This window comes from Brachymonas sp. KE5, assembly GCF_057773645.1.
The window spans coordinates 1661736-1683378 of sequence record NZ_CM173463.1 but is presented as its reverse complement, the minus strand read 5'-3'; the positions used below and the strand labels follow the sequence as shown (position 1 = coordinate 1683378).

Below are 21643 nucleotides of genomic sequence, written 5' to 3'. Positions count from 1 at the left end.
AAGGGACTGCCCCGGGGCAGTCCCTTTTTTTATTTCCATTGCAGCGTTCCACCGGCATGCAGAGCAACGAGCACCCGCACGATATCCCGCTGGCCGACTCCGAACCGGTCGGCTGGGGCTGGCGTGGCTTTCTGCTGGCGCTGTGGGTGGGGGGCAGCTTTGGCGGCATGTATTTCGTGCGGCAACTGGAGCAGATCACGGTGCTGGGCTGGCCGCTGGGTTACTGGCTGGCGGCGCAGGGCCTGATCATCGGCTACGTCTGTATCGTGGCCTTCTATGCCTGGCTGGCCAACCGGCGCGAGCGGCGCCGGCGCATCCCGCTGGCCGGGCCGGACGGGGAGGGCGTCTGATGGACTGGCAGTCGCCCCAGCGCGTGCACCTGATCTTTGTGGCCTATGTGGTGGGCACCATGCTGTTCGTGGTGGCCATGGGCTTTGCCGAACAGATCGGGCTGTCGCGCGAATGGCTGGGCGGCATCTGCCTGATGGCCTCCATCCTGAGCTACGCGCTGATCGGCATCTACTGCCGCACCACCCAGATCAGCGAATACTATGTGGCGGGGCGCCGCATCAGCGGCTTCTACAACGGCATGGCCAGCGCGGCCGACTGGATGAGTGCCGCCACCTTCATCAGCCTGGCGGGAGGGCTGTATCTGCAGGGCTTTTCGGGCAGCGCGACCAAGGCGGGCGGGTTTGCCTATCTGCTGGGCTGGACTGGCGGCTTCTGCCTGGTGGCACTGCTGGCGGCGCCATACCTGCGGCGCATGAATCTCTATACGCTGCCCGGCTTCTTCGAGCAGCGCTACGGCGGCGACTGGCCACGCCGCATCGCCATGCTGGCCACCGTGGTCTGCACTTTCATCTACATGGTGGCGCAGATCTACGGGGTGGGGCTGATTGCCTCGCGCCTGTCCGGGGTGCGCTTCGAGATCGGCATGCTGCTGGGCCTGAGCGGGGTGCTGGTCTGCTCCTTCCTGGGGGGCATGCGCGCTGTGACCTGGACGCAGGTGGCGCAGTACGTGATCCTGCTGCTGGCGTTTCTGGTGCCGGTGTCGCTGCTGGCCTACAAGCAGCTGGGCACGCCCTGGGCGCCGGCCGCCTACAGCGAGCAGCTGGCCCGCGTCAATTCGCTGGAATATGCGCTGCTCGCGTCGCCCAAGGAGGCGGAGGTCGGGCAGATCTACTGGCAGCGTGCCATGCACGACGCCCAGCGTCTGCAGGACGTGAAAACCTCCATGTACCAGGATCGCATGGAGTTGCTGCAGCGACTGCAGGAACTGAAGAACGAGCAGACCGATACGTCCACCATTTTTGCCATGAGCCGTGCGCTGTCGCAGCTGCCGCGTACCGAGGAGGAGGCGCGGGCGCTCTGGAGCCGCTCGCTGGCCAGCAACCAGGCGCGCAGCCAGCCCTTGTCGGGCATGCCGCTGTCGGCGCAGGCCTATGCGGGCGACCCGGATGGGCCGCAGGAGCAGCGTGCGCTGCATGATCTGTCGCGGCGCAACTTCCTGGCGCTGATGTTCTGCCTGATGGCAGGCACGCTGGGGCTGCCGCACCTGCTGACGCGCTACCTGACCACGCCAAGCGTGGCGCAGACACGGTCGTCGGTGGCCTGGACGCTGTTCTTCATCGCCTTGCTCTATGTCAGCATCCCGGCACTGGCCATCATGGTCAAGTACGAAGTCATGCACAACCTGGTGGGCATGCGCTTCGACGCCTTGCCGCAGTGGATCTGGCAGTGGTCGCGGGTGGACCCAGACCTGCTCTCGGCGCAGGACGTGAACGGCGACGGGCTGCTGCAGTTTGCCGAGCTGCATCTGGATGCCGATCTGATCATGCTGGCGATGCCGGAGATTGCGGGCCTGCCTTACGTGGTGTCGGCGCTGGTGGCGGCGGGCGGGCTGGCCGCGGCGCTGTCCACGGCGGATGGCCTGCTGCTGACCATGGGTACCACGATCGCGCATGACGGCTACTACCGGGAGATCAATCGTAACGCGCCCGAGATCCGTCGTGTGATGCTGTCCAAGTTCGTGCTGCTGGTGATGGCGCTGGCGGCAGCCTACGTCGCGGCACAGAAACCGGGCGACATTCTGGCCATGGTGGCGGCCTCGTTCTCGATTGCCGCCGCCACCTTCGTGCCGGCCATGGTGCTGGGGATATTCTGGCGCCGGGCCACCCGGGCCGGTGCGGTGGCGGGCATGATGGCTGGCCTGCTGCTGACGGTGGGCTATCTGGTGGCATTCTCCCCGCAGACGCGGGAAGCCTGGCCGGCGCTGAAGGAGCTGCAGCCCTGGTGGGGCATCCAGCCAGTCGCGGCCGGCGTGTTCGGGGTGCCCTTCGGCGCCCTGGTGCTGGTGCTGGCCAGCCTGTTGACGCAGCACACCAGTGCGCACGAAATACGACGCGACACCTTGCCAATCTGATGCGCGTGTGGCTATAATCTTTGGTTTTCCTTGCCGTACTGCGCTTTGACGCTGCGGGCGGCATTCCATTCCACAAGGAGCATCGATGCGTCATTACGAGATCATTCTGCTGATCCACCCGGATCAGAGCGAGCAGGTTCCCGCCATGCTGGACCGCTACAAGGGCATGGTTACGGCCGGCAACGGCCTGATTCACCGTGTTGAAGACTGGGGCCGCCGCCAACTGGCCTACCAGATCAACAAGCTGAACAAGGCCCACTACCTGTGCATCAACATCGAAGCCGACCAGGCTGTGATGGCCGAACTGGAACACGCGTTCAAGTTCAACGATGCCGTGCTGCGCCACATGACTGTGCAGAAGAAGAAAGCCGACACCGCTCCCTCGACCATGATGAAGTCCGTCGAGCGCGAAGAGGCCCGCAAGTCCGCACAGGCGAGCGAGGCTGACGCATCCTGATCGGATGCAGGTGGAAACAGCGTCCGTGCCAGCACTGAACCGGCTGGAACTGACCGCCAGACTGGTCGACCGCGCACCCCTGCGTCTGACACCCGCCGGCATCCCGGTTCTGGATTGCGTGCTTGAGCACCAGTCGGAACAGGTTGAAGCAGGCAGCAGACGCCAGGTGAATGCCCAGATCCGCACCTTGGCTGTAGGCCCCCTGGCCGAACAGCTCGAGCGCATGGAGATGGGACGCGAGGCCCGGTTTGCCGGTTTCCTGGCCACTCCGGCCAGGCGCGGCGGGGTCGTCAAGACGCCCAGGCTGGTTTTTCACCTCCAGGCTTTCCAGACCACAGTCACCCCTTAAACACAGAATTTTCAGGAGTCCATCATGGCCTTCAAGAGCAACAAAGACAAGCGCCCGAAGCGCAATACCCAATCCCTGCTGTTCAAGCGCAAGCGTTTCTGCCGCTTCACCGTCGCCAAGGTCGAAGAGATCGACTACAAGGACGTTGACACCCTGCGCGATTTCATCTCCGAAAACGGCAAGATCATCCCCGCTCGCCTGACCGGCACCCGCGCGATCTACCAGCGCCAGCTGAACACCGCCATCAAGCGCGCGCGTTTCCTGGCCCTGCTGCCGTACACCGACCAGCACAAGATCTAAGCCAAGGAGCACATACCATGCAAATCATTCTGCTCGACAAAGTAGTGAACCTGGGCAATCTGGGTGAAATCGTCAAGGTCAAGGATGGCTACGCCCGTAACTTCCTGATCCCCTCCGGCCGTGCCCGCCGCGCTACCGCTGCAGCCCTGGCCGAGTTCGAAGCCAAGCGCGCCGAACTGGAAAAGCAGGCTGCCGAGAAGCTGGCTGCTGCCGAAGAACAAGGCAAGAAGCTGGAAGGCGCCGTGGTCAAGCTGACCCAGAAGGCTGGCGTTGACGGCCGTCTGTTCGGTTCCGTCACTAACGGCGACATCGCCGAAGAACTGGGCAAGATGGGCTTCCCGGTCCACAAGTCCCAGATCCGCATGCCCAACGGCCAGATCAAGACCGTGAGCGACAACACCGTTCAGGTGGCCCTGCACACCGACGTGGTGGTGGACGTGACCGTGACCGTGTACGGCGAAACCGCCTAAGCGATCCGGGTCAACCGACCGCATTCAAGGCCGTCAGGGCAACCTGGCGGCCTTTTCTGTTGGTGAGGGGCGTGGAACAGCTGGCAGCGGTGTTGTATGCTAAACGGTTTTCCGGAATTCGCATTGCTGTCCATCCATGTCCTCTTCCTCTCTTGAATCCCTGATTTCCCGAGCCGAATCACTGCTCCAGCGTCTGGAGCAGGTGCTGCCGCAACCGTTGCAGCAGCCGGACTGGAATGCTTCCATCGCCTTCCGCTACCGCAAGCGTTCCAGCGGTTTCGCCGGCCAGACCGGTGTGCTGGAGCCGGTGCGTCACGTTGCCGAAATGCGGCTGGAAGATCTGCAGGAGATCGACGGCCAGAAGGAGCGCCTGGTGCGCAATACCGAGCAGTTCGTGAGCGGACGCACCGCCAACAACGTGCTGCTGACCGGTTCGCGCGGCACCGGAAAGTCCTCGCTGATCAAGGCCTGCCTGCATGCCTACGCGCCGCAGGGCCTGCGCCTGATCGAGGTGGACAAGGGCGATCTGGTCGATCTGCCGGACATTGCCGAGCTGGTCGCAGGCCGGCCGGAGAAGTTCATCATCTTCTGCGACGACCTGAGCTTTGATGAAGGGGAACTGGGCTACAAGGCGCTCAAGTCCATGCTGGATGGTTCGGTGGCCGCGAGCACGCCGAACGTGCTCATCTATGCCACCAGCAACCGGCGCCATCTGCTGCCGGAATACATGAAGGAAAACCTGAGCTACACGCACACGCCGGATGGCGAGGTGCATCCGGGCGAGGTGGTTGAGGAGAAGATTTCGCTGTCCGAGCGCTTCGGTCTGTGGATCAGCTTCTATCCATTCAGCCAGGACGAGTATCTGGCCATCGTGCACCAGTGGCTGCGCAGCCTGGAGGTGCCCGAAGGCGAGATTGCCGCGGCCGATCCGCAGGCGCTGGTGTGGGCGCTGGAGCGCGGCTCGCGCAGCGGGCGCGTGGCCTGGCAGTTTGCGCGCGACTATGCCGGCCGCAGGGGGCAGGCATGAGCCGCACGGCAGAACGGCCGCTGGTGGCGGATGGCGACCGTCCGCGCGCGGATGCGACGGACGGCACGCCGCGCAAGCTGGTGCAGGTGGCGGTGGGAGTGCTGCTGCAGCCGGATGGCAGCTTTCTGCTCACCAGTCGTCCCGATGGCAAGGTGTACGCGGGCTACTGGGAGTTTCCCGGCGGCAAGCTGGAGCAGGGCGAGTCGGTGGAGCAGGCGCTGCGGCGCGAGTTGCGCGAGGAAATCGGCGTCGTGATCGGCACGGCACAGCCGTGGCGCGATACGGTGGTGGATTATCCGCATGCCTTGGTGCAACTGCATTTCTGCAAGGTCACCGAATGGACGGGCGAGCTGCACATGCACGAAGGGCAGCAGTTCAGCTGGCAGCAACTGCCGGTGCAGGTGCAGCCGGTGTTGCCAGGCACGTTGCCGGTGCTCGAATGGCTGGCCGCGGAGCGCGGCGGCAGCCCGACGCGAACAGCCTGAAGATACTCAGCTTCCCAGCAGGTCCTTGAGCTGTTCGGCCGGGATAAGGTGCTGCAGGCTTTCTGCCGGCACATGCGATACCATGAATTCCAGCGTGGCGGCTTCCTGGCCGTCGACCTCGGCCGTGGCGCTGGCCAGCACTGCCTTTTCGCCCATGCGGCGGCATTTGAGGGTGAAGAGCACCCGCTCGTTCGGCAACACGGGGCGCTTGAACCAGGATTTGCGTACCCCCGTGAGCATGCCGAGGTGGCCGGGTGCGATGGCGCGTGCGATCGGGTCTCCGGCCAGCAGGCCAGCACCAGCCAGCTGGGCCGCCGCTTCCAGCAGCAGCGCGCCGGGAACGATGGCGCAACCCGGGAAGTGCCCGGCCAGCACCGGATCGTCGGCGCTCCAGCAGGCTTCACCGGTGTAGTGGTCGTGGGCCAGCACCTCCACCCGCTGCAGCAGCTGCAGGGGTGCACGGTGCGGCAGCAGGGCGGCGATGGCGGCCTGGTCGAGATCGATCGGATAGTGCAGTTCTTCGGTCATGGTTCCAGCGGAGACGTGATGGGTTTGCGGAGTGGCAGGCCCTTGCGCCAGCGTGTGGCCAGCACGGCAATGCTGCCGGCGGACAGGCCCAGCACGATGCCCGCCAGCACATCCCACCATACATGCTGCTTGGTGGCCAGCGTCGAAAAGCCGATGGCCATGCACCAGAGCAGGCTCAGGATGTGCAGCCAGCGCGGGGCGCGCACTTCATGCAGCTCATGACGGATCCAGGCCCAGGCAAACAGCGCATAGGCCACATGCATGGACGGGAAGGCATTGCCCGGCGCGTCCACGCTCTGCAGAATTTGTCCGAGTGGCTGGCTGCTCCAGTCCACCCTGGGCTGCATGAAAGTCGTAGGGTACCAGTAATAGAAGGCCAGGCCCGCGGCACACATCAGCAAGGCGCTGGCGCCATGCCAGAGCAGCCCCCTCAGGTCGCGTTGCAGGGCACCAGGCAGTGATACATATACCCAGAGCGAAAAATAGATGATGACCCAGTCCGGCGAAAAGGTGACGGCACGATCGATCCAGGTATCAGGCATGACCGTGATCGGGTAGCGCGGATGGTGCAGCAGTTCGAAATAGAACAGGAAGAACACCCACATGAATGCGGTGGTCCCCAGGGCCTTGAGCCAGCACAGGGTGGTCACGCGCTGTCCGATCTGGCGCTGCCAGCTGGCGATAGGGGCCGGACCGGTGGCGGGCGGTACAGGCGGCTGCGCCATCAGTCGTAGATGCCGATCAGCGCCACGCCGCCGGTGACGTAGCGCTTCTGCGCCACCAGCGGGCTGTCGGCGAATTTGGCGCCATGCAGGCTGTCGTAGCGGATGTAGGATCCGAACCAGAGGTTGCGATATTTCCGGCTGAGCGAGAACAGCAGTTGCGAGCCGCTGTAGCCGGCGCCCGCCTGGTAGGCCGGGCGGCTGGTGCTGGCGTATTCGGGCGCTACGTCATAGAAGTAGGCGTGCTGCTTGCGGCTGGCGAAGATCGGTCCGGTCACCATGCCCAGGTTCCATTGGCCCAGCGGCACATCCAGGTTGAGGTTGGGCGAGAACACCACGCCGGCATTCTTCGGAGAGCGCTCGACCGTGAATGCTTGGCGCACCGGCAGCCGCAGGCGCAGGTTGACGGGATGCGTCTTGCCGTCGATCAGCGTGAAATCCAGCTGCGGGCCCAGTTCGACCGTGGGCTTGAGGTTGGGCATGCCGATGCGCTCGGGCACGTCGCCCCGGGTGGGCGGCGAGAGCGAGGCGCTGATGGACAGCTCGATGCGGTCGTTGTTGAACAGTTCACCGCGCATGCCGTACTTGTCGGACTTGAAGAAGTCGCCTTCGTAGTGCAGGTAGGGTACCGGCAGCACCATGGTCTTGGTCGTCCTGGCACCGCGGTAGGCGGGAAAATGCACCACTCCGGCGCCCAGGCCGATGGCTTCCAGTCCCTCGATGCCGAACAGGCGGCGCGAGGTGCTGCTGCTGTCGGCCGGGGTGGCGCCCGCATCCTTGGCGGGCAGGGCGGTCTGTGCCTGCGCCGGCAGGCGGATGGCCAGAGCGGCGAGCAGCAGTCCGGCGGAGGAGAGGCGGAGGCGGGCAGGCAGCATGCGTGATCCTTGCGGGCGGCTCAGTATTCGGTCTGGTTGGGCAGCAGGCCCGGAATGGCGACGATGTCATTCCTGCGCTTTTTCCAGGCACGGTAGGTGCGCTTGTAGTTGAGCGTGGAGAGCAGGTAGTACGCGCCCTTGAGGATGCGGATGGAGCTCCAGATCGGGGTCTTGCCGTAGATGTCGCCGGCCAGCATGGAGAGCAGCGCTTCCTTCATGCGGTATTTGTCGGACGGGGACATGAACATGTCGCGCATGGTCGGGTTGGTGACGCGGTAGATGAACCAGGAGAACTCGCGCGGGCCGTGGCGCATCTGGCGGTCGAACTTGCGCAAGGCTGCGGCACGGCGGGCGGGTTGTGCCAGCAAGGTGTCGATGGCTTCTGCGGCAAATACGCCCCCCTTCATTGCCAGCCAGACGCCGGACGAGAATACCGGATCGATGAAGGCGTAGGCATCTCCCAGCATCACATAGTTGCGGCCGTGGTTGCGCTCGGACACGTAGGAGAAGTTGCCCGTGGCCGTCACATGCGCATGGATCTGCGCCTGTTCCAGCCGTTTGGCCAGCGGCGGGCAGGTGGCGATGGTATCGAGCAGGAACTGCTCCAGGCTGCGGCCGCCGCGGGTCTTGAGATAGTGCGGCCAGGTCACCATCCCGACGCTGGTGACGCCGTGCTGCAGCGGGATGAACCAGAACCAGCCGTAGTCGAACCAGAAGATGGTGATGTTGCCTTCAGCCTTGCCCTCATGGCGCCGGGCTCCGGTGAAATGCGCATAAACCGCCGTGCTGTTGTGCTTCTTGTTCGGGTGCTTGATCCTGAATTTGTTCGACAGGAAGGTATCGCGGCCGGAGGCATCGACCAGAAAGCGCGCCTGCCATTGGCTGGTGCTGCCGTCGTCATGCCTGGCCTGGACCGTCACACGCTCCGGATCACTGTCCAGATCCACGGCAGTGACCTTGCAGCCTTCCACGGTGTGCACGCCCTTGCGCGTGGCGTTGCGGAACAGGATTTCGTCAAACTCCGAGCGCAGCACCTGGAAGGCCGAGGGCATGCTCTTGTCCCAGGCATCGGCAAACTGGAAGGTCTGGCTGCCGGCTTCGTGCCAGGGCGAGACGAATTCGGCGCCATGCTTGGGTACGCCGATGGCGCGGATCTCGTCGCCGACGCCGAGCTCGTCGAGCAGCGGCAGGTTAGCCGGCAACAGCGATTCGCCGATATGGAAGCGCGGGTGATGCGATTTTTCGAGCAGCGCAACCTTGTAGCCCTTTTGCGCCAGCAGCGGGGCCACGGTGCTGCCGCCGGGGCCGCCGCCGATCACCAGCACGTCATAGAGGGTATCGGGCACAGCTGTTGCCGGCGGAGAGGATTCTGGGGTCATGGGGCTTCCTTTTGGCGGCGGCTGCGAAGGTCAGGCGGCAGCCAGCGGCCGGTATCTGCGCGCGAGCAGAGAGACGTTGCTGCCCCCGAACGCAAACGAGTTGGACAGCGCATACTCTAGCGCAAGCCCGTGACGGGCTTGTAGCGGAACGTAATCGAGCGGGCAGGCCGGGTCGGGCTGTTGCAGATTGGCCGTGGGCGGGATGGAGCCGGTGTGCAGGCTCAACAGGGTGCTGGCGAATTCAACTGCACCGGCAGCGCCGATCAGATGGCCGTGCATGGACTTGCTGGCACTGACCGGAATCTGCGCGGCGTGCGGGCCGAACACGTCCTGGATCGATTGCGATTCGGTGGCGTCGCCAACCTGGGTGGCGGTGCCGTGGGCGTTGATGTAACCGACCTGTTCGGGCGTGATATGGGCCTCGTGCAGGGCCTGGCGCATGGCGCGGGCCTGACCGTCGGCCGAGGGTGCCGTGAGATGTGCGGCATCGCTGCTGCTGCCGTAGCCGCACAGCACGCCGTAGATGGGAACCCCGCGGGCTTCGGCGGTGCTGCGGGTTTCGAGCACCAGCGCGGCTGCGCCTTCGCCCAGCACAAAGCCGTTGCGGCGGGCGTCGAAAGGCTTGCAGCTTTGGGCGATGTCATCGGTGTCGGGCGTGGCGAGCACGCGCAGGGCGTTCCAGCCGAGGTAGGCGCCGGTGGTGAGCTGGGCCTCGGTGCCGATCACCAGCATGGTGTCGGCATGGCCGGCCAGAATGGCGCGCCACGCTTCGCCGATGGCAACCGCCGACGAGGCGCAGGCCACGCTATAGGTGTGCGAGGCGCCCTTGAGGCCGTAGCGCATGGAGGCCGCTGCGGCCGTGGCGTTGGCCATCAGGCGCGGTACGGTCAGCGGGTGCAGCACCGTGGGGTTACGGTGGCCGTTGCCTTCGGGATCGTACAGGCGCTGGTAGAAGGTGGAATAGAGCGCTTCCAGCGTTTCGGCGCCGGCCAGGCCCACACCAACGTAGACACCGGCGCGATCGGTATTGACGGTGTCGCGCGAGAAGCGGGCATCGTGCAGGGCTTCGGCAGCGGCCACCATGCCGAGCTGGGTGGCGCGGTCCAGGCCCTGGTCGGCGCGGTCGAGGCGGGCGTCCAGTCCGGGCGGCAGCGGGGCGGCCAGGGCGTTGGGCAGCCAGCGGCGCACGGCTTCGGGTGCTTGGGTGACGGCGCTGCGGCCTTCGAGCCAGGCGGCGAAGCTGGCATCGCGCGTCAGCCCCGAGGGGGTGATCAGCCCGATGCCGGAGACGACGACTTCACGCATGGCCGGCAGGGCCTGCCTGGGCCGGGAGCTCGGGCATCTCGCCGTTGTTGCGGGCGCGGATGGTCTGCTCCAGGTCAGCGACCACTTCGTCCAGCGTCATGCTGCCGTAGCGCATCGGCTCCTCGATCTGGAAGCCGTACTTGTCCTCGATCTCGAACAGCATTTCGACCAGGCCCAGGGAATCGAGGCCGAACTCCCCCATTTTGGCTGTGGGGTCGGCGAGCTTGTCCACGGGAACATCGGGTTGCTGGCGCAGGTAGTCGAGGATCAGTTGTTTGAGCATGGGTGCAAACCGGGCGGTCGGGGCCTGGGCAATGAAAAGGGCGGGGCAGTGCCGGCTGCCGGCTTGCGCGCGATACGTTCGCAATGAACAGCTACAGATGCAAGGCGGGGCAAGGGCTGGCTTGGCGCTGGCGAATCCTATAATTCTAGCTTTGTAGCATACAGGAACCACCATGAGCGACGTACAAAACACCCCTGACGCCGCCGCCGTTGACGCGCTGCTGCCCGAACTGGCAGAGCTGGTCGTCGAGGCAGTCAACCTAGATATTCCCGCAGCCGAGATCGAACCGGATACTCCGCTGTACCGTGACGGCCTGGGCCTGGATTCCATCGACATCCTCGAGATCGCGCTGGTGGTCTCCAAGCGCTATGGCCTGCAGATCAAGGCTGGCGATGCCGACAATGCCAAGGTGTTTGCCTCGCTGCGTGCGCTGGCCGGCCATATCGTGATGCACCGCACCGCCTGAGGCGTGTTGCCCCGTATCCGGCGGGGCGGTTTTCCATGCCTGCTTCCTACATGCTTTCCTCTCCGGCGGAATTGCCGCGCCCGTCGCTGCCGGCCCTGTTGAAGGGGCTGGCCGTACTGGCGTATGCCGCGCTGGTTTTCTGGGCCTGCGTGCAGCGTGAGCCGCGCTGGTGGTCGCTGCTTCCCATGCTGGCGCCGCTGGCGGTGTGGGGCGGGGTGCTTGCAGGGTCCCGCCTGGGGGGACGGATCTGGCAATTCGCGCTGGCTGCGGGCTTGCTGGCGACACTGTCTGCAGGCCTCGCCTGGCTGGTGCCTGCGGGTCACGATGGCCTGGTGCAGCCACAGCAGGTGCGCCTGTACTATTTCCTGCAGGAAACCCTGCTGCTGGGGCTGGTGTTCTGGGCCTTTGCGCATACGCTGCGAGCCGGCCATACCCCGCTGTGCACGGCGATGGCGGGCATGGTGCATCCGGTGCTGTCGCTGGCCCAGTTGCGCTACACCCGCGCCATCACCTGGCTGTGGGCGCTCACGATTGCATTGGTATGGCTGGTGTCTGCCGGGTTGTTCGTGTTCGGGACGCCGACGGCCTGGGCGTTTTATTCGTCGGTGCTGTCTCCGGCGTTGATGGTGGCGCTGTTCGTGCTGGAAGTGCTGGCGCGCCGCTGGCTGCTGCCGCCGGCAGACCGCAGCGGATTGCGGGACACACTGCGGGCCATGCGTTCGGTGGACTGGCGCACCTTTTCCGCCAGCCCGTCGCAGACGGTGCAAGCCAGGGGTGAGGAGCGCCAGCAATGAATGCACGTTCCTTCTGGCCCCTGTGCGGCCATGCGCAGCCTGATGCGGTGCTGGCACGCGATGCCGACGGGCCGATCACGGTCCGGCAGTGGCTGCATGACGTGCACGCGCTGGCGGCACGGTTGCCGGCGGACTGCACCCACGTCCTCAACGTCTGTCGCAACCGCTACCTGTTTCTGGTCGGTTTCGGCGCCGGCATCGTAAGCGGACGTGTCAGTCTGCAACCCTCGTCGCTTGCGCCGGAGGCGGTGCGTCACCTGCTGCAGCACGCCCCCCGGCCGGTCTGCCTGCATGACGGGGAGAGCGAAGGGCTGGAGGCACTGATGCCCTTGCTGCCGGTCGTGCGGCAACTGGTTCCGTCGAAGGCACAGGATGTGGAGATTCCGCAGATTCCCGCGGAACAGGTGGTGTCGCTGGTATTCACCTCGGGCTCGACCGGCCAGCCGGTGCCGCATGCCAAGACCTGGGGCAAGCTGCATCTCAATGCATTGGCCGAAGCGCAAATGCTGGGGCTGGATCAGGGGTCGCAGACCAGCATCGTGGGGACGGTGCCCTCCCAGCACATGTATGGCTTTGAATCGGTAATGCTGCTGGCCTTGCTGGCCGGTTGCAGCCTCTGGACGGGGAGGCCGTTCTACCCGGCAGACGTGGCGCAGGCGCTGGCATCCGTGCCGCAGCCGCGCATGCTAGTGACCACGCCGGTGCATCTGCGCGTGCTGGTGGATGCCGGTTTGGACTATCCGCCGGTGTACCAGTTGCTCTGCGCCACGGCGCCGCTGGCGCCTGCACTGGCCGGGCAGGCCGAGGCACACTTTGGCGCTCCGCTGCGCGAAATCTACGGCAGCACCGAAACCAGCCAGCTGGCCGTGCGCCGGCCGCTGGAGGGCCCGGCCTGGCGCCTGTTTCCGGGCGTGCGGCTGGAGCAACAAGGGGATACGACCTTTGCCAGTGGCGGCCATGTGGAGGGGCGGGTGCCCATGTCGGATGTGATCGAGCTGGTGGGAGAGGATGGCTTCATCCTGCACGGCCGCAAGACCGACATGGTGAATATCGCGGGGCGCCGCTCGTCACTGGCCTATCTGAATCATCAGTTGGCACAGATTCCTGGCATTCAGGATGGTGCCTTTTTTCTCCCCAAGCCGGTGGATGTTCCGGGTGGCCATGCGCCGCTGGTGCCGGAGGTGGAACGGCTGTGTCTGGTGGCCCAGGCGCCGGGCATGAGCGCGCGTGACATCCTGGATGCGCTGCACCCCTATGTGGAGGCGGTGTTCCTGCCGCGTCCACTGATTCTGGTGGAGCGCATGCCGCGCAACGAGACGAGCAAGCTGCCGCAGCAGGCTCTGCAGGGGCTGTATGCCGAGCACCAGTTGCGGCAGCATGCGGCTGCGCACAAGCCCGATTTGCGCTGGCAGGTGCCGGTGGATCATCCAGTGTTCGCCGGCCATTTCCCGGGCCAGCCGGTGGTGCCGGGGGCCCTGCTGCTGCAGCGCTGTGTGGATGCGTGGCGCGCGCTGCCGCAAGCACGCGGACAGGCCTGCAGCGTGCAGCAGGCCAAGTTCCTGCTGCCCTGCGGGCCGGGTGATGTTCTCGACATCCGGCTGGAGCCTGTGGAAGCGCCTGGCAAGCCGTTTGCGGCCAGCTTCAGGGTGCTTCGCGGCGAGGAGACCGTGGCCAGCGGCACCTTGCGGGCATTGTCTGCGCCAGCGCAGGAAAACGCATGAGTAGCCAGGGCGAAGCCAGTGCCGAATGGGCCACGCGCCGCGAGCGCAGCCAGGTGCCGGTGGTGCGCTTCATGGTCTGGCTGTCGCTATTGCTGGGGCGGCCGCTGAGCCGCTTGGTGCTGCGCGGCATCGCCCTGTATTTCCTGCTGTTCTCGCCGGGCGCGCGCAAGGCGCTGCAGCAGTTCTACCGGCACCTGTGGCAGCGGCCGGCCGGCTGGGGGCAGCTCTATCGCCACTTCCTGAGCTTTGCCACCACCATTCATGACCGCGTGTTCGTGCTCAACGGCCAGATGGAACTGTTCGACATCCGTCTGGAGGGACGCGAGGCGCTGGAGGCCACGCTGTCGCGGGGGCGCGGGCTGATCATCATGGGAGCGCACTTCGGCAGCTTTGCCATGCTCAAGGCCTTTGGCGATGCGCACCAGCGGCGTGCCCACATGCTGATGTACGAAGAAAACGCCAGCAAGATCAACAGCATTCTGGCCGCCATCAATCCGGATGCGCCGCGCCACATTATTGCGCTCAACCGGGTCGATTCCATGCTGCTGGCGCGCGAAAAGCTGGAGCAGGGCGACATGCTGGGGCTGCTGGCGGATCGCGGGCTGGATGACGATGACGTGGTTCGCCTGCCATTTCTGGGCGAGGAAGCGTCGTTTCCCGCCGGCCCCTTGCGGCTGGCGGCCATGCTGCGCTGTCCGGTGTTCTTTCTGGCCGGCGTGTACGAGGAAGGCAACCGCTATCGCGTGCATGCCGTGCCGCTGGCCGATTTTTCCGATTGCCCGCGCGCGGAGCGTGGGCAGCGGCTGCAGGCGGCCCAGCAGGCCTATGTGGCCGAGCTGGAGGCGCAGTGCCGGGCTGCTCCGCACAACTGGTTCAATTTTTTCGATTTCTGGAAACCTTCGCCCCCGAAGCCTGTCCAATCCGTGCCGGGCGTGACGGCGCCTGATCCCCGTTCCTGATTTTTCCGAGGTTTTTCGCATGCAAGCACAAGGTCTTTTTTCCCGTTTTCTGCGCCGCACCGCGCTGCTGGCTGCCGGTGTTGCACTGTCGGCTCCCGCCTGGGCGTTGGACATGGGACAGCTGATGCAGAACATGGGCCAGTACAAGGAGCGCACCGGCCGCTTCGTCGAGACCAGGCACATGAAGGTGCTGGACAAGCCGCTGCGCAGCAGTGGCGAGGTGCGCTATGTGGCGCCGCAGCTGTTCGAGAAGAAAACAGTCGAGCCGGCGGCCGAACTGCTGCGCGTGGATGGCGATGCATTGCGCGTGGAGCGCGGTGGCAAGACCTACAACGTACGCCTGTCGAGCCAGCCACAGGCGGCGGCCTTCGTGGATGTGATCGTCGGCCTGCTGACGGGCGATGCCGGCAAGCTGGAGCGCAGCTACGACTATGAGCTCAAGGGCACGGCGAAGAAGTGGACGCTGGCCATGGTGCCCAAGGATGCCAGAATGAAGGCCATCATCAGCAAGGTGATTGCCAGCGGCGACAAGGAGCAGGTGCGCACCATCGAGTACCAGCAGGCCGACGGCGACCGTTCGGTGATGGTGATCGAGCCGCTGGCCAAGCGCTGAGGAGAGATCGATGGCTGCCGTGCTTGAGGCGATCCAGGCTGATATCACCACGCTGCCGGTGGATGCCATCGTCAATGCGGCGAACAACAGCCTGCTGGGGGGTGGCGGGGTGGATGGTGCCATCCACAGTGCCGCCGGGCCGGAATTGCTGGCGGAATGCCGCATGCTGCATGGCTGTCCGACCGGCGAGGCACGCATCACGGCGGGCTACCGGCTGCCGGCGCGGCATGTGATCCATACCGTGGGTCCGGTCTGGCATGGGGGCGCTCAGGGCGAGGCCGGCCTGCTGGCCTCCTGCTACCGCAACGCGCTGCTGCTGGCCCAGGCCAACGGGGTACGCAGCATCGCGTTTCCCGGCATCAGCACCGGGGTGTATGGCTATCCGCACGCCGATGCCGCCGCGATTGCGGTGCAAACCGTGCGCGCCACGCTGACGCAGGCGCCCGGCGTGGAGCACGTACTGTTCTGCTGCTTCTCCTCGGGCGATCTGCAGACTTACGAGCGTCTGCTGGCAGCCTGAGCGATGGCTGTCGCGCGGCATTCCGGCAGTCGTGCAGGCTTTGGTAGCGCTTTCTCTGTGACAATGTGGGCTTTTCGGCGCACAAGGCGGGAAGGGCTTCATGGGTTTCTGGCGTAGCAGGGTAGTCTGGATCTGGATGCTGGCACTGGTGGTCGGCCTGCTGGTTATTGTCCGCAGCACCTTCACCACCGACATGTCGGCCTTTCTGCCGCAAAGCCCGAGCAAGCAGCAGCAATTGCTGGTGGACCAGATCACCGTGGGCAGCGTCTCGCGCATGCTGCTGGTGGGGCTGGAAGGCGGTACGCAGGAGCAGCGCGAGGCGGCATCGCAGGCTCTCGCGGGGCAGATGCGCGCCAGCGACCGCTTCTCCATCGTGGCCAATGGTTCGGCAGAGGCCTTCGAGAAGGACCGCGTGTTCCTGTTCGAGAACCGCTATCTGCTCAGCCCGGCTGTAAGCGAAGGGCATTTCAGCGTGGAGGGGCTGCGCCAGTCCGTCACGCACTCCGTCGACATGCTGGGCTCGCCTGCGGGCATGCTGCTCAAGGAGATTTTCCCCCGTGATCCCACGGGCGAGTTGCTGGCGCTGGTGGATGAGCTTGACAGTGCGGATCGTCCGGCGGGAGCCAATGTGTGGCTGTCGAAGGATGGCCAGCGGGCCATCCTGATGGCACAGACGCGTGCCGCAGGCTCGGATACGGATGCACAGGAGCAGGCGCTGGCCAGCGTGCGGCAGGCGTTTGCCGAGGTGCAGGCGAAGGACGCTTCATTGCAGCCGGTCAGGCTGCTGCTGTCCGGTGCACCGGTGTTTTCGGTGGATGCGCGCAACACCATCCGCAGCGAGGCCATGCGGCTGTCGGTGGCGGGCTTTCTGGCGGTGCTGACGCTGCTGTTGCTGGTGTATCGCTCGCCGCTGACGGTCGGCATGAGCCTGGTGCCGGTGTTCACGGCAGTGGTGATGGGCATTGCCGCGGTCAGCCTGGTGTTTGGCGTGGTGCATGGCATCACGGTGGGTTTTGGTACCACGCTGATCGGCGAGGCGGTGGATTACAGCATCTACTATTTCGTGCAGTCGGGAAAAACGGGTTCTGGCGGGGCGGCGGGCAGCGCCTCGTGGGCGAAGCGTTTCTGGCCCACCATACGGCTGGGAGTGCTGACTTCCGTTTTCGGGTTTGCTGCGCTGGTGTTTGCCGGCTTTCCCGGCCTGGCGCAGCTGGGACTGTATTCGATTACCGGCCTTTGCACAGCGGCGATGGTCACGCGCTATGTGCTGCCGGAGCTGCCTGCCCGGCCTGTCAATCTGGGGCCGGCACGCCGTCTGGGGCAGTGGCTGACGCGGCGTGTGGCGGCCCTGCGCCGCCTGCGGCCGCTGGTCTTGCTGGTGGCGCTGCTTGCAGCGGGCGTGCTGGTCTGGACCTCGCTGCATGGCAGTATCTGGAACCGTGCTCTGTCCGGCCTGAGTCCGGTATCGCAGGAGGCGCAGGATCTGGATGAGTCGCTGCGGCGCGACCTGGGGCAGCCGGACTTGCGCTATCTGGTGGTGGTGTCTGCGCCGGATCAGGAGACGCTGTTGCGTCGCACCGAGCAGGTGAGCAGCAGCCTGCTGCAACTGGTGGACGACAAGACCATTTCCGGCTTTGAAACGCCGACGCGCTACCTGCCCAGTGCCGCCACGCAGAATGCCCGCCGTGCCGCCATGCCCGATCCTGCAGAACTGCAGGCCCGCCTGGAGCAGGCGCTGGAGCCCTTGCCGGTGCGTGCCGACACCCTGCAGCCTTTTGCGCAGGATCTGGAGCGCGCGCGCCAGCAACCGCTGATCACGCCGGAGAGCCTCAAGGGCACGGCGCTGGCGCTGACGCTCGAAGCCATGCTGGTGCAGCGCGAGAACGGCTGGTCGGCCTTGCTGCCCTTGCGCTCGCCGGTGGATGCGCAGGGCAAGTCGCAGGAGATCGATGGAGCTGCGGTGCAGCGGGTGCTGGATGCGGGTGCTTCCCCGCTGCCCGGCACGGAGGTGCTGTTCCTGGACATCACCACCGAAACGCGCGACCTGTATTCCCGCTATTTCAATGAGGCACTGCTGCTGTCGCTGGCCGGCCTGCTGGCCATCGTGGTGCTGCTGGCCTGGTCACTCAAGAGCGGCCAGCGCCTGCTGCGCGTGCTGACGCCCATCCTGCTGGCCGAGATCGTCGTGGTCGCAGGGCTGGTGTTGCTGGGCGAACGCCTGACGCTGCTGCACCTGATCGGCCTGCTGCTGGTGGTGGCCGTGGGCTCCAACTACACGCTGTTCTTCGACCGCTACGATCTGGAAAATGAGAGCGAATCCATCACCATGGTGTCGCTGCTGGTTGCCAACCTGGCTGCCGTATTCGGCTTTGGCGTGCTGGCGTTTTCGCAGGTGCCGGTGCTCCGGGCCATTGGCGCCACGGTCGGGCCAGGGGCGGTAATTGCGCTGTTGTTCGCGGCGATCCTGACGCGCAAGACGGGGGCAGCGGCGTCCAGCGGGGAGGCGCAGGCATGAGTGCCGTGCCCGAGCTTCGAGCGGCCAATCGTGGCGTGGCACCGGAAATCCGTGCTGAACCAGGGGCGCCGGAGTCCGCCTCAGCCGCCGTTGCCCCGGCGGCGCGCTGGCGTCCTGTCCCTTTGGTATGGGTCAGCGTGGCCTGGCACAGTCTCTGCCTGCTTGGCCTGATCCGTCAACCGGCTGCATGGCCCTGGTGGCTGGGCCTGGCTGCGCTCAATCATCTGTTGCTGACGGCGCTGGTCTTTCTCCCGCGCAATGCCTGGATCGGGCGCAACCTCACGCGCCTGCCGGCCGAGGCCACAGCGCGTGCGCAGGTGGCGCTCACTTTTGATGATGGTCCCGACCCGGAAGTCACCCCGCAGGTGCTTGATCTGCTCGATCGCCATGGCGCGCGTGCCAGCTTCTTCTGCATTGGCCGACATGTGCGCCAGCACCCGGAACTGGTGCGCGAGATTGTCGCGCGTGGCCATACTGTCGAAAACCACGGCGATGCCCATTCGCCCGTATTTGCCCTGTGGGGCATGGCGCGCATGCGGCGCGATCTGCTTGCCATGCAGCAAGCGCTGCAGGAGGCCGGCGTGGCTCCGGCGCGATTTTTCCGGCCCACGGCGGGCTTCCGCAATCCCTTGCTCGATCCCGTGCTGGCGCGCATGGGCCTGCGTTTGGCGATGTGGTCGCGTCGCAGTTTTGACACGCGCGACGGCAATGCTTCGCGCGTGCTGGCACGGCTGACGCGCGGGCTGACAGCGGGCGACATTCTGCTGCTGCACGACGGCAACAGCGCCCGAATGCCTGCAGGGCGGCCAGTCGTGCTGGAAGTCCTGCCACAATTGCTGCAGCAACTGGAAGCCGCCGGGCTGCAGCCGGTGCATTTGCGCCAGGCATTCGCCGCGCAGCCCCTTGCGCTACCCATGAGCCCGGCACAACCCCTGCACGCACACCTTTCACCTCAAGATCCGTGAACCCGATCCTTCTCACCCATTACACGGCCACCACCTGCCTGGGCGTCGGCAATGCAGCGCTGCTGCAGGCCCTGCGCGACATGCGCAGCGGGCTGGCGCCGTGCGATTTCGATACGGTCAATTTTCCGACCTGGGCCGGCACCGTCGCCAGCTTGGACGAAGTGGCCTTGCCGCAAGCCCTGCAGCACTACGATTGCCGCAACAACCGGCTGGCCCAGCTCGGTTTGCAGGCAGACGGCTTTGCCGACGCCGTGCGCCAGGCCATGCAGCGCCATGGCGCCGATCGGGTGGCGGTGGTTCTGGGCACCAGCACCGCCGGCATCTATTCGACGGAGCTGGCCTACCGTGAGCGCGACGCACAGACCGGGGTCCTGCCTTTACATTTCCATTACGCCGAAACCCACAACACCTATTCGGTCGGCGCCTTCGTCAAGGACTGGTTCAGCCTGCAGGGGCCGGCCGAGGTGGTTTCCACGGCTTGTTCCTCGTCGGCCAAGGTGTTTGCCAGTGCGGCCCGCCTGTTGCAGGCCGGGCTGATCGATGCCGTGGTGGTGGGGGGCGTGGACACCCTGTGCCTCACAACGCTGTATGGCTTCCGCTCGCTGGGCCTGACCTCCGCAAACGCCTGCCGTCCCTATGACGGCGCGCGTGACGGCCTCTCGATTGGCGAAGCGGCGGCCTTTGCGCTGGTGGAGCGTGCACCGGAAGACCGGCAGGCATTGCCGGCAGGCAGCATTCTGCTCACCGGCTATGGCGAAACCAGCGATGCCCATCACATGTCGGCGCCGCATCCAGAAGGGGCAGGTGCCCAGGCCGCGATGCAGGCCGCTCTGCAGATGGCCGGGCTGCAGCCGCAGGATATCGGCTACATCAACCTGCACGGCACCGCCACGCCGAGCAACGACCTGGCCGAGGGCAAGGCGGTGCGCGCAGTGTTTGGCGCGGAGACGCCCTGCAGCTCGACCAAGGGTTTTACCGGCCATACGCTGGGTGCCGCGGGCGGCGTCGAGGCGGTGGTGTGTGCGCTGGCGCTCACGCACGGCTTGGGGCCGGGGAGTGCCGGTACGCAGGCGCTGGATTCGGCCATTGCGCCGTTGAACTATCTGCTGCAGCCACGAACGCTGCCGCTGCAGCATGCACTGAGCAACTCCTTCGGCTTTGGCGGCAGCAACTGCAGTCTGGTGTTCAGCCGCGTGGGAGGTAGCGCATGACCACATCGTCTCTGCAATTGTGGGTGCATGGCCTTGCCGTACTGGGACCGGGGCTGGCCAATTGGCCGCAGGCACAGGCGGTTCTGTCGGGGCAGGAGGCTTATGTCCCCGCTGCCACCGTGCTGCCGGTCCCCGAGATGCTGCCCCCGGCCGAACGCCGTCGTTCCAGCCGCGTCATCAAGCTCGTGATGGCCTTGGGCACCGAGGCCTGTGCGCAAGCCGGCATGGCTCCCTCCGCGCTGGCATCGGTGTTCAGCTCGTCCACCGGCGATGGCCACAACTACCATGCCATTTGCGAGGTGCTGGCCAGCGACCAGCGCGACGTATCGCCCACCCGTTTCCACAACTCGGTGCACAACACGGCAGCCGGCTACTGGTGCATTGCCGCGCAGGCAACCGGCCCGTGCCAGGTGCTGGCGGCCTACGATGCCAGCTTTGCCGCCGGCCTGCTGGAGGCAGCCGTGCAGGGTGTTTGCGAAGCGCGCGACATGCTGCTGGTGGCCTATGACGCTGACTATCCCGAACCCCTGCGTGCAACGCGTCCGGTGCCCGACGCGGCCGGTCTCGCCATGGTGCTGCGCCCGCAGCCGCATGCCGGGGCGCTGGCGCGCCTGGATATCCGCTGGCTGGGAAGCGATGCCGCGGCGCAGGCGGCGAGCGTGAACGGCCAGAGCCTGCCCGACCCCGCGCTGGAGCAACTGCGCACCAGCATTCCCGCCATGCGCGCCTTGCCGCTGCTGCAGCAACTGGCCAGCGGCCAGGCGGGCAGGGTGCTGCTGCCGTCGTTGCCCGGCCAGTGGCTGCAGGTGGATGTCACGCCATGCTGATGAGCCAGAGCGAGATCGCCGCACGCATCCCGCACCAGGGCAGCATGTGCCTGCTGCAGGAAGTGCGTGAGCTGGATGAGCAGCACATCGTCTGCACCACCCGCACCCATCTGGATGCCGCCAACCCCATGCGCGAGAACGGCCGCATGGGCGCTGCGCTGGGCATCGAGTATGCAGCGCAGGCCATGGCCCTGCATTGCGCCCTGCAACAGCAACAGGGCGAGCGCCCGCGTGGCGGCTACCTGACCAGCGTGCGCGACGTGCAACTGCATGCCGAAACGCTGGATGCCAGCTCCGAACCCCTGACCGTGCGCGCCGAGCGCATCGCCGCCAGCGAACAGACGGCCATGTACCAGTTCAGCCTGCATGCCGGCGAGAGCCTGCTGGTGCAGGGGCGCATTGCCGCCATGCTGGATGTGGCGGCTCCCTCACAGACCTGAACTTTTCCCG

Annotated in this window: 25 protein-coding genes; 19 read left to right on the top strand and 6 right to left on the bottom strand. The window is 65.8% G+C overall.

Annotation, left to right across the window (positions count from 1 at the left end; all coding sequences use genetic code 11):
• The first annotated feature begins 56 nt into the window (after positions 1-56).
• From ACX36O_RS08085 to ACX36O_RS08050, 8 genes are all read left to right on the top strand, one after another.
• On the top strand, positions 57-350 hold the full coding sequence (locus tag ACX36O_RS08085; protein WP_488359650.1) for a DUF4212 domain-containing protein: 294 nt from the start codon (positions 57-59) through the stop codon (positions 348-350).
• Entirely contained in the window at positions 350-2422 is a 2073-nt protein-coding gene (locus ACX36O_RS08080) for a VC_2705 family sodium/solute symporter (RefSeq protein WP_213360886.1), read from the top strand. The genes ACX36O_RS08085 and ACX36O_RS08080 overlap by 1 nt, the downstream gene beginning before the upstream one ends.
• 85 nt (positions 2423-2507) lie before the next feature.
• Positions 2508-2879, top strand: coding sequence for a 30S ribosomal protein S6 (gene rpsF, locus ACX36O_RS08075; RefSeq protein ID WP_213360885.1), 372 nt, complete (start codon positions 2508-2510; stop codon positions 2877-2879).
• 25 nt (positions 2880-2904) lie between these two features.
• Positions 2905-3228 (top strand): primosomal replication protein N, encoded by a 324-nt coding sequence (priB, locus tag ACX36O_RS08070; RefSeq protein ID WP_371686634.1) that lies wholly within the window; start codon positions 2905-2907, stop codon positions 3226-3228.
• 24 nt (positions 3229-3252) lie between these two features.
• Positions 3253-3528: a 30S ribosomal protein S18 gene (gene rpsR, locus ACX36O_RS08065; protein WP_091814421.1), complete on the top strand. Its 276-nt coding sequence runs from the start codon at positions 3253-3255 to the stop codon at positions 3526-3528.
• A gap of 17 nt (positions 3529-3545) precedes the next feature.
• Positions 3546-3998, top strand: a complete 453-nt coding sequence (gene rplI, locus ACX36O_RS08060; protein ID WP_091814424.1) for a 50S ribosomal protein L9 — start codon at positions 3546-3548, stop codon at positions 3996-3998.
• 136 nt (positions 3999-4134) lie between these two features.
• Entirely contained in the window at positions 4135-5025 is an 891-nt protein-coding gene (locus tag ACX36O_RS08055; protein WP_213360884.1) for an ATP-binding protein, read from the top strand.
• The gene (locus tag ACX36O_RS08050; RefSeq protein WP_371686635.1) at positions 5022-5510 is read left to right on the top strand and encodes an NUDIX domain-containing protein; all 489 of its coding nucleotides are present in this window, start codon (positions 5022-5024) and stop codon (positions 5508-5510) included. The genes ACX36O_RS08055 and ACX36O_RS08050 overlap by 4 nt, the downstream gene beginning before the upstream one ends.
• A gap of 6 nt (positions 5511-5516) precedes the next feature.
• Here ACX36O_RS08050 and ACX36O_RS08045 read toward each other — a convergent pair whose 3' ends face one another.
• From ACX36O_RS08045 to ACX36O_RS08020, 6 genes are read right to left on the bottom strand one after another with little or no spacing between them, the layout of a single operon-like run.
• Positions 5517-6038, bottom strand: coding sequence for a 3-hydroxyacyl-ACP dehydratase FabZ family protein (locus ACX36O_RS08045; RefSeq protein WP_213360880.1), 522 nt, complete (start codon positions 6036-6038; stop codon positions 5517-5519).
• Positions 6035-6763: a phosphatase PAP2 family protein gene (locus tag ACX36O_RS08040; RefSeq protein WP_371686636.1), complete on the bottom strand. Its 729-nt coding sequence runs from the start codon at positions 6761-6763 to the stop codon at positions 6035-6037. The genes ACX36O_RS08045 and ACX36O_RS08040 overlap by 4 nt, the downstream gene beginning before the upstream one ends.
• On the bottom strand, positions 6763-7635 hold the full coding sequence (locus tag ACX36O_RS08035) for a MipA/OmpV family protein (protein WP_371698730.1): 873 nt from the start codon (positions 7633-7635) through the stop codon (positions 6763-6765). The genes ACX36O_RS08040 and ACX36O_RS08035 overlap by 1 nt, the downstream gene beginning before the upstream one ends.
• 20 nt (positions 7636-7655) lie before the next feature.
• Positions 7656-9014 (bottom strand): NAD(P)/FAD-dependent oxidoreductase, encoded by a 1359-nt coding sequence (locus ACX36O_RS08030; protein ID WP_371686640.1) that lies wholly within the window; start codon positions 9012-9014, stop codon positions 7656-7658.
• A 30-nt stretch (positions 9015-9044) separates the two neighbouring features.
• Positions 9045-10319 (bottom strand): beta-ketoacyl-[acyl-carrier-protein] synthase family protein, encoded by a 1275-nt coding sequence (locus ACX36O_RS08025; protein ID WP_488359649.1) that lies wholly within the window; start codon positions 10317-10319, stop codon positions 9045-9047.
• Entirely contained in the window at positions 10312-10602 is a 291-nt protein-coding gene (locus ACX36O_RS08020) for an acyl carrier protein (RefSeq protein WP_488359648.1), read from the bottom strand. Before ACX36O_RS08020 ends, ACX36O_RS08025 begins: the two co-directional genes overlap by 8 nt.
• 172 nt (positions 10603-10774) lie before the next feature.
• On the opposite strand from ACX36O_RS08020, the gene ACX36O_RS08015 reads away from it, so the two are divergent.
• The 11 genes from ACX36O_RS08015 to ACX36O_RS07965 all read left to right on the top strand — a co-directional run bounded on the left by ACX36O_RS08015 (position 10775) and on the right by ACX36O_RS07965 (position 21633).
• A complete protein-coding gene (locus tag ACX36O_RS08015; protein WP_371699130.1) occupies positions 10775-11068 on the top strand; it encodes a phosphopantetheine-binding protein in 294 nt (97 codons plus the stop codon).
• Between the two features lie 35 nt (positions 11069-11103).
• Entirely contained in the window at positions 11104-11862 is a 759-nt protein-coding gene (locus ACX36O_RS08010) for a COG4648 family protein (RefSeq protein ID WP_213360867.1), read from the top strand.
• Positions 11859-13583: an AMP-binding protein gene (locus ACX36O_RS08005; RefSeq protein WP_488359647.1), complete on the top strand. Its 1725-nt coding sequence runs from the start codon at positions 11859-11861 to the stop codon at positions 13581-13583. Before ACX36O_RS08010 ends, ACX36O_RS08005 begins: the two co-directional genes overlap by 4 nt.
• Positions 13580-14542: a lysophospholipid acyltransferase family protein gene (locus tag ACX36O_RS08000; protein WP_213360865.1), complete on the top strand. Its 963-nt coding sequence runs from the start codon at positions 13580-13582 to the stop codon at positions 14540-14542. Before ACX36O_RS08005 ends, ACX36O_RS08000 begins: the two co-directional genes overlap by 4 nt.
• Positions 14543-14561: 19 nt before the next feature.
• Positions 14562-15155, top strand: a complete 594-nt coding sequence (locus tag ACX36O_RS07995; protein ID WP_213360864.1) for a LolA-related protein — start codon at positions 14562-14564, stop codon at positions 15153-15155.
• A gap of 10 nt (positions 15156-15165) precedes the next feature.
• Positions 15166-15675: an O-acetyl-ADP-ribose deacetylase gene (locus tag ACX36O_RS07990; RefSeq protein WP_371686644.1), complete on the top strand. Its 510-nt coding sequence runs from the start codon at positions 15166-15168 to the stop codon at positions 15673-15675.
• A 100-nt stretch (positions 15676-15775) separates the two neighbouring features.
• The gene (locus ACX36O_RS07985) at positions 15776-18190 is read left to right on the top strand and encodes an MMPL family transporter (protein WP_371686645.1); all 2415 of its coding nucleotides are present in this window, start codon (positions 15776-15778) and stop codon (positions 18188-18190) included.
• The gene (locus tag ACX36O_RS07980; protein ID WP_488359646.1) at positions 18187-19155 is read left to right on the top strand and encodes a polysaccharide deacetylase family protein; all 969 of its coding nucleotides are present in this window, start codon (positions 18187-18189) and stop codon (positions 19153-19155) included. Before ACX36O_RS07985 ends, ACX36O_RS07980 begins: the two co-directional genes overlap by 4 nt.
• Positions 19152-20366: a beta-ketoacyl-[acyl-carrier-protein] synthase family protein gene (locus tag ACX36O_RS07975; RefSeq protein WP_213360857.1), complete on the top strand. Its 1215-nt coding sequence runs from the start codon at positions 19152-19154 to the stop codon at positions 20364-20366. The genes ACX36O_RS07980 and ACX36O_RS07975 overlap by 4 nt, the downstream gene beginning before the upstream one ends.
• Complete coding sequence (locus tag ACX36O_RS07970) at positions 20363-21193, top strand: beta-ketoacyl synthase chain length factor (protein WP_213360854.1); 831 nt, start codon at positions 20363-20365, stop codon at positions 21191-21193. Before ACX36O_RS07975 ends, ACX36O_RS07970 begins: the two co-directional genes overlap by 4 nt.
• Entirely contained in the window at positions 21187-21633 is a 447-nt protein-coding gene (locus tag ACX36O_RS07965) for a hotdog family protein (RefSeq protein ID WP_371686647.1), read from the top strand. The genes ACX36O_RS07970 and ACX36O_RS07965 overlap by 7 nt, the downstream gene beginning before the upstream one ends.
• Positions 21634-21643: the final 10 nt, after the last annotated feature.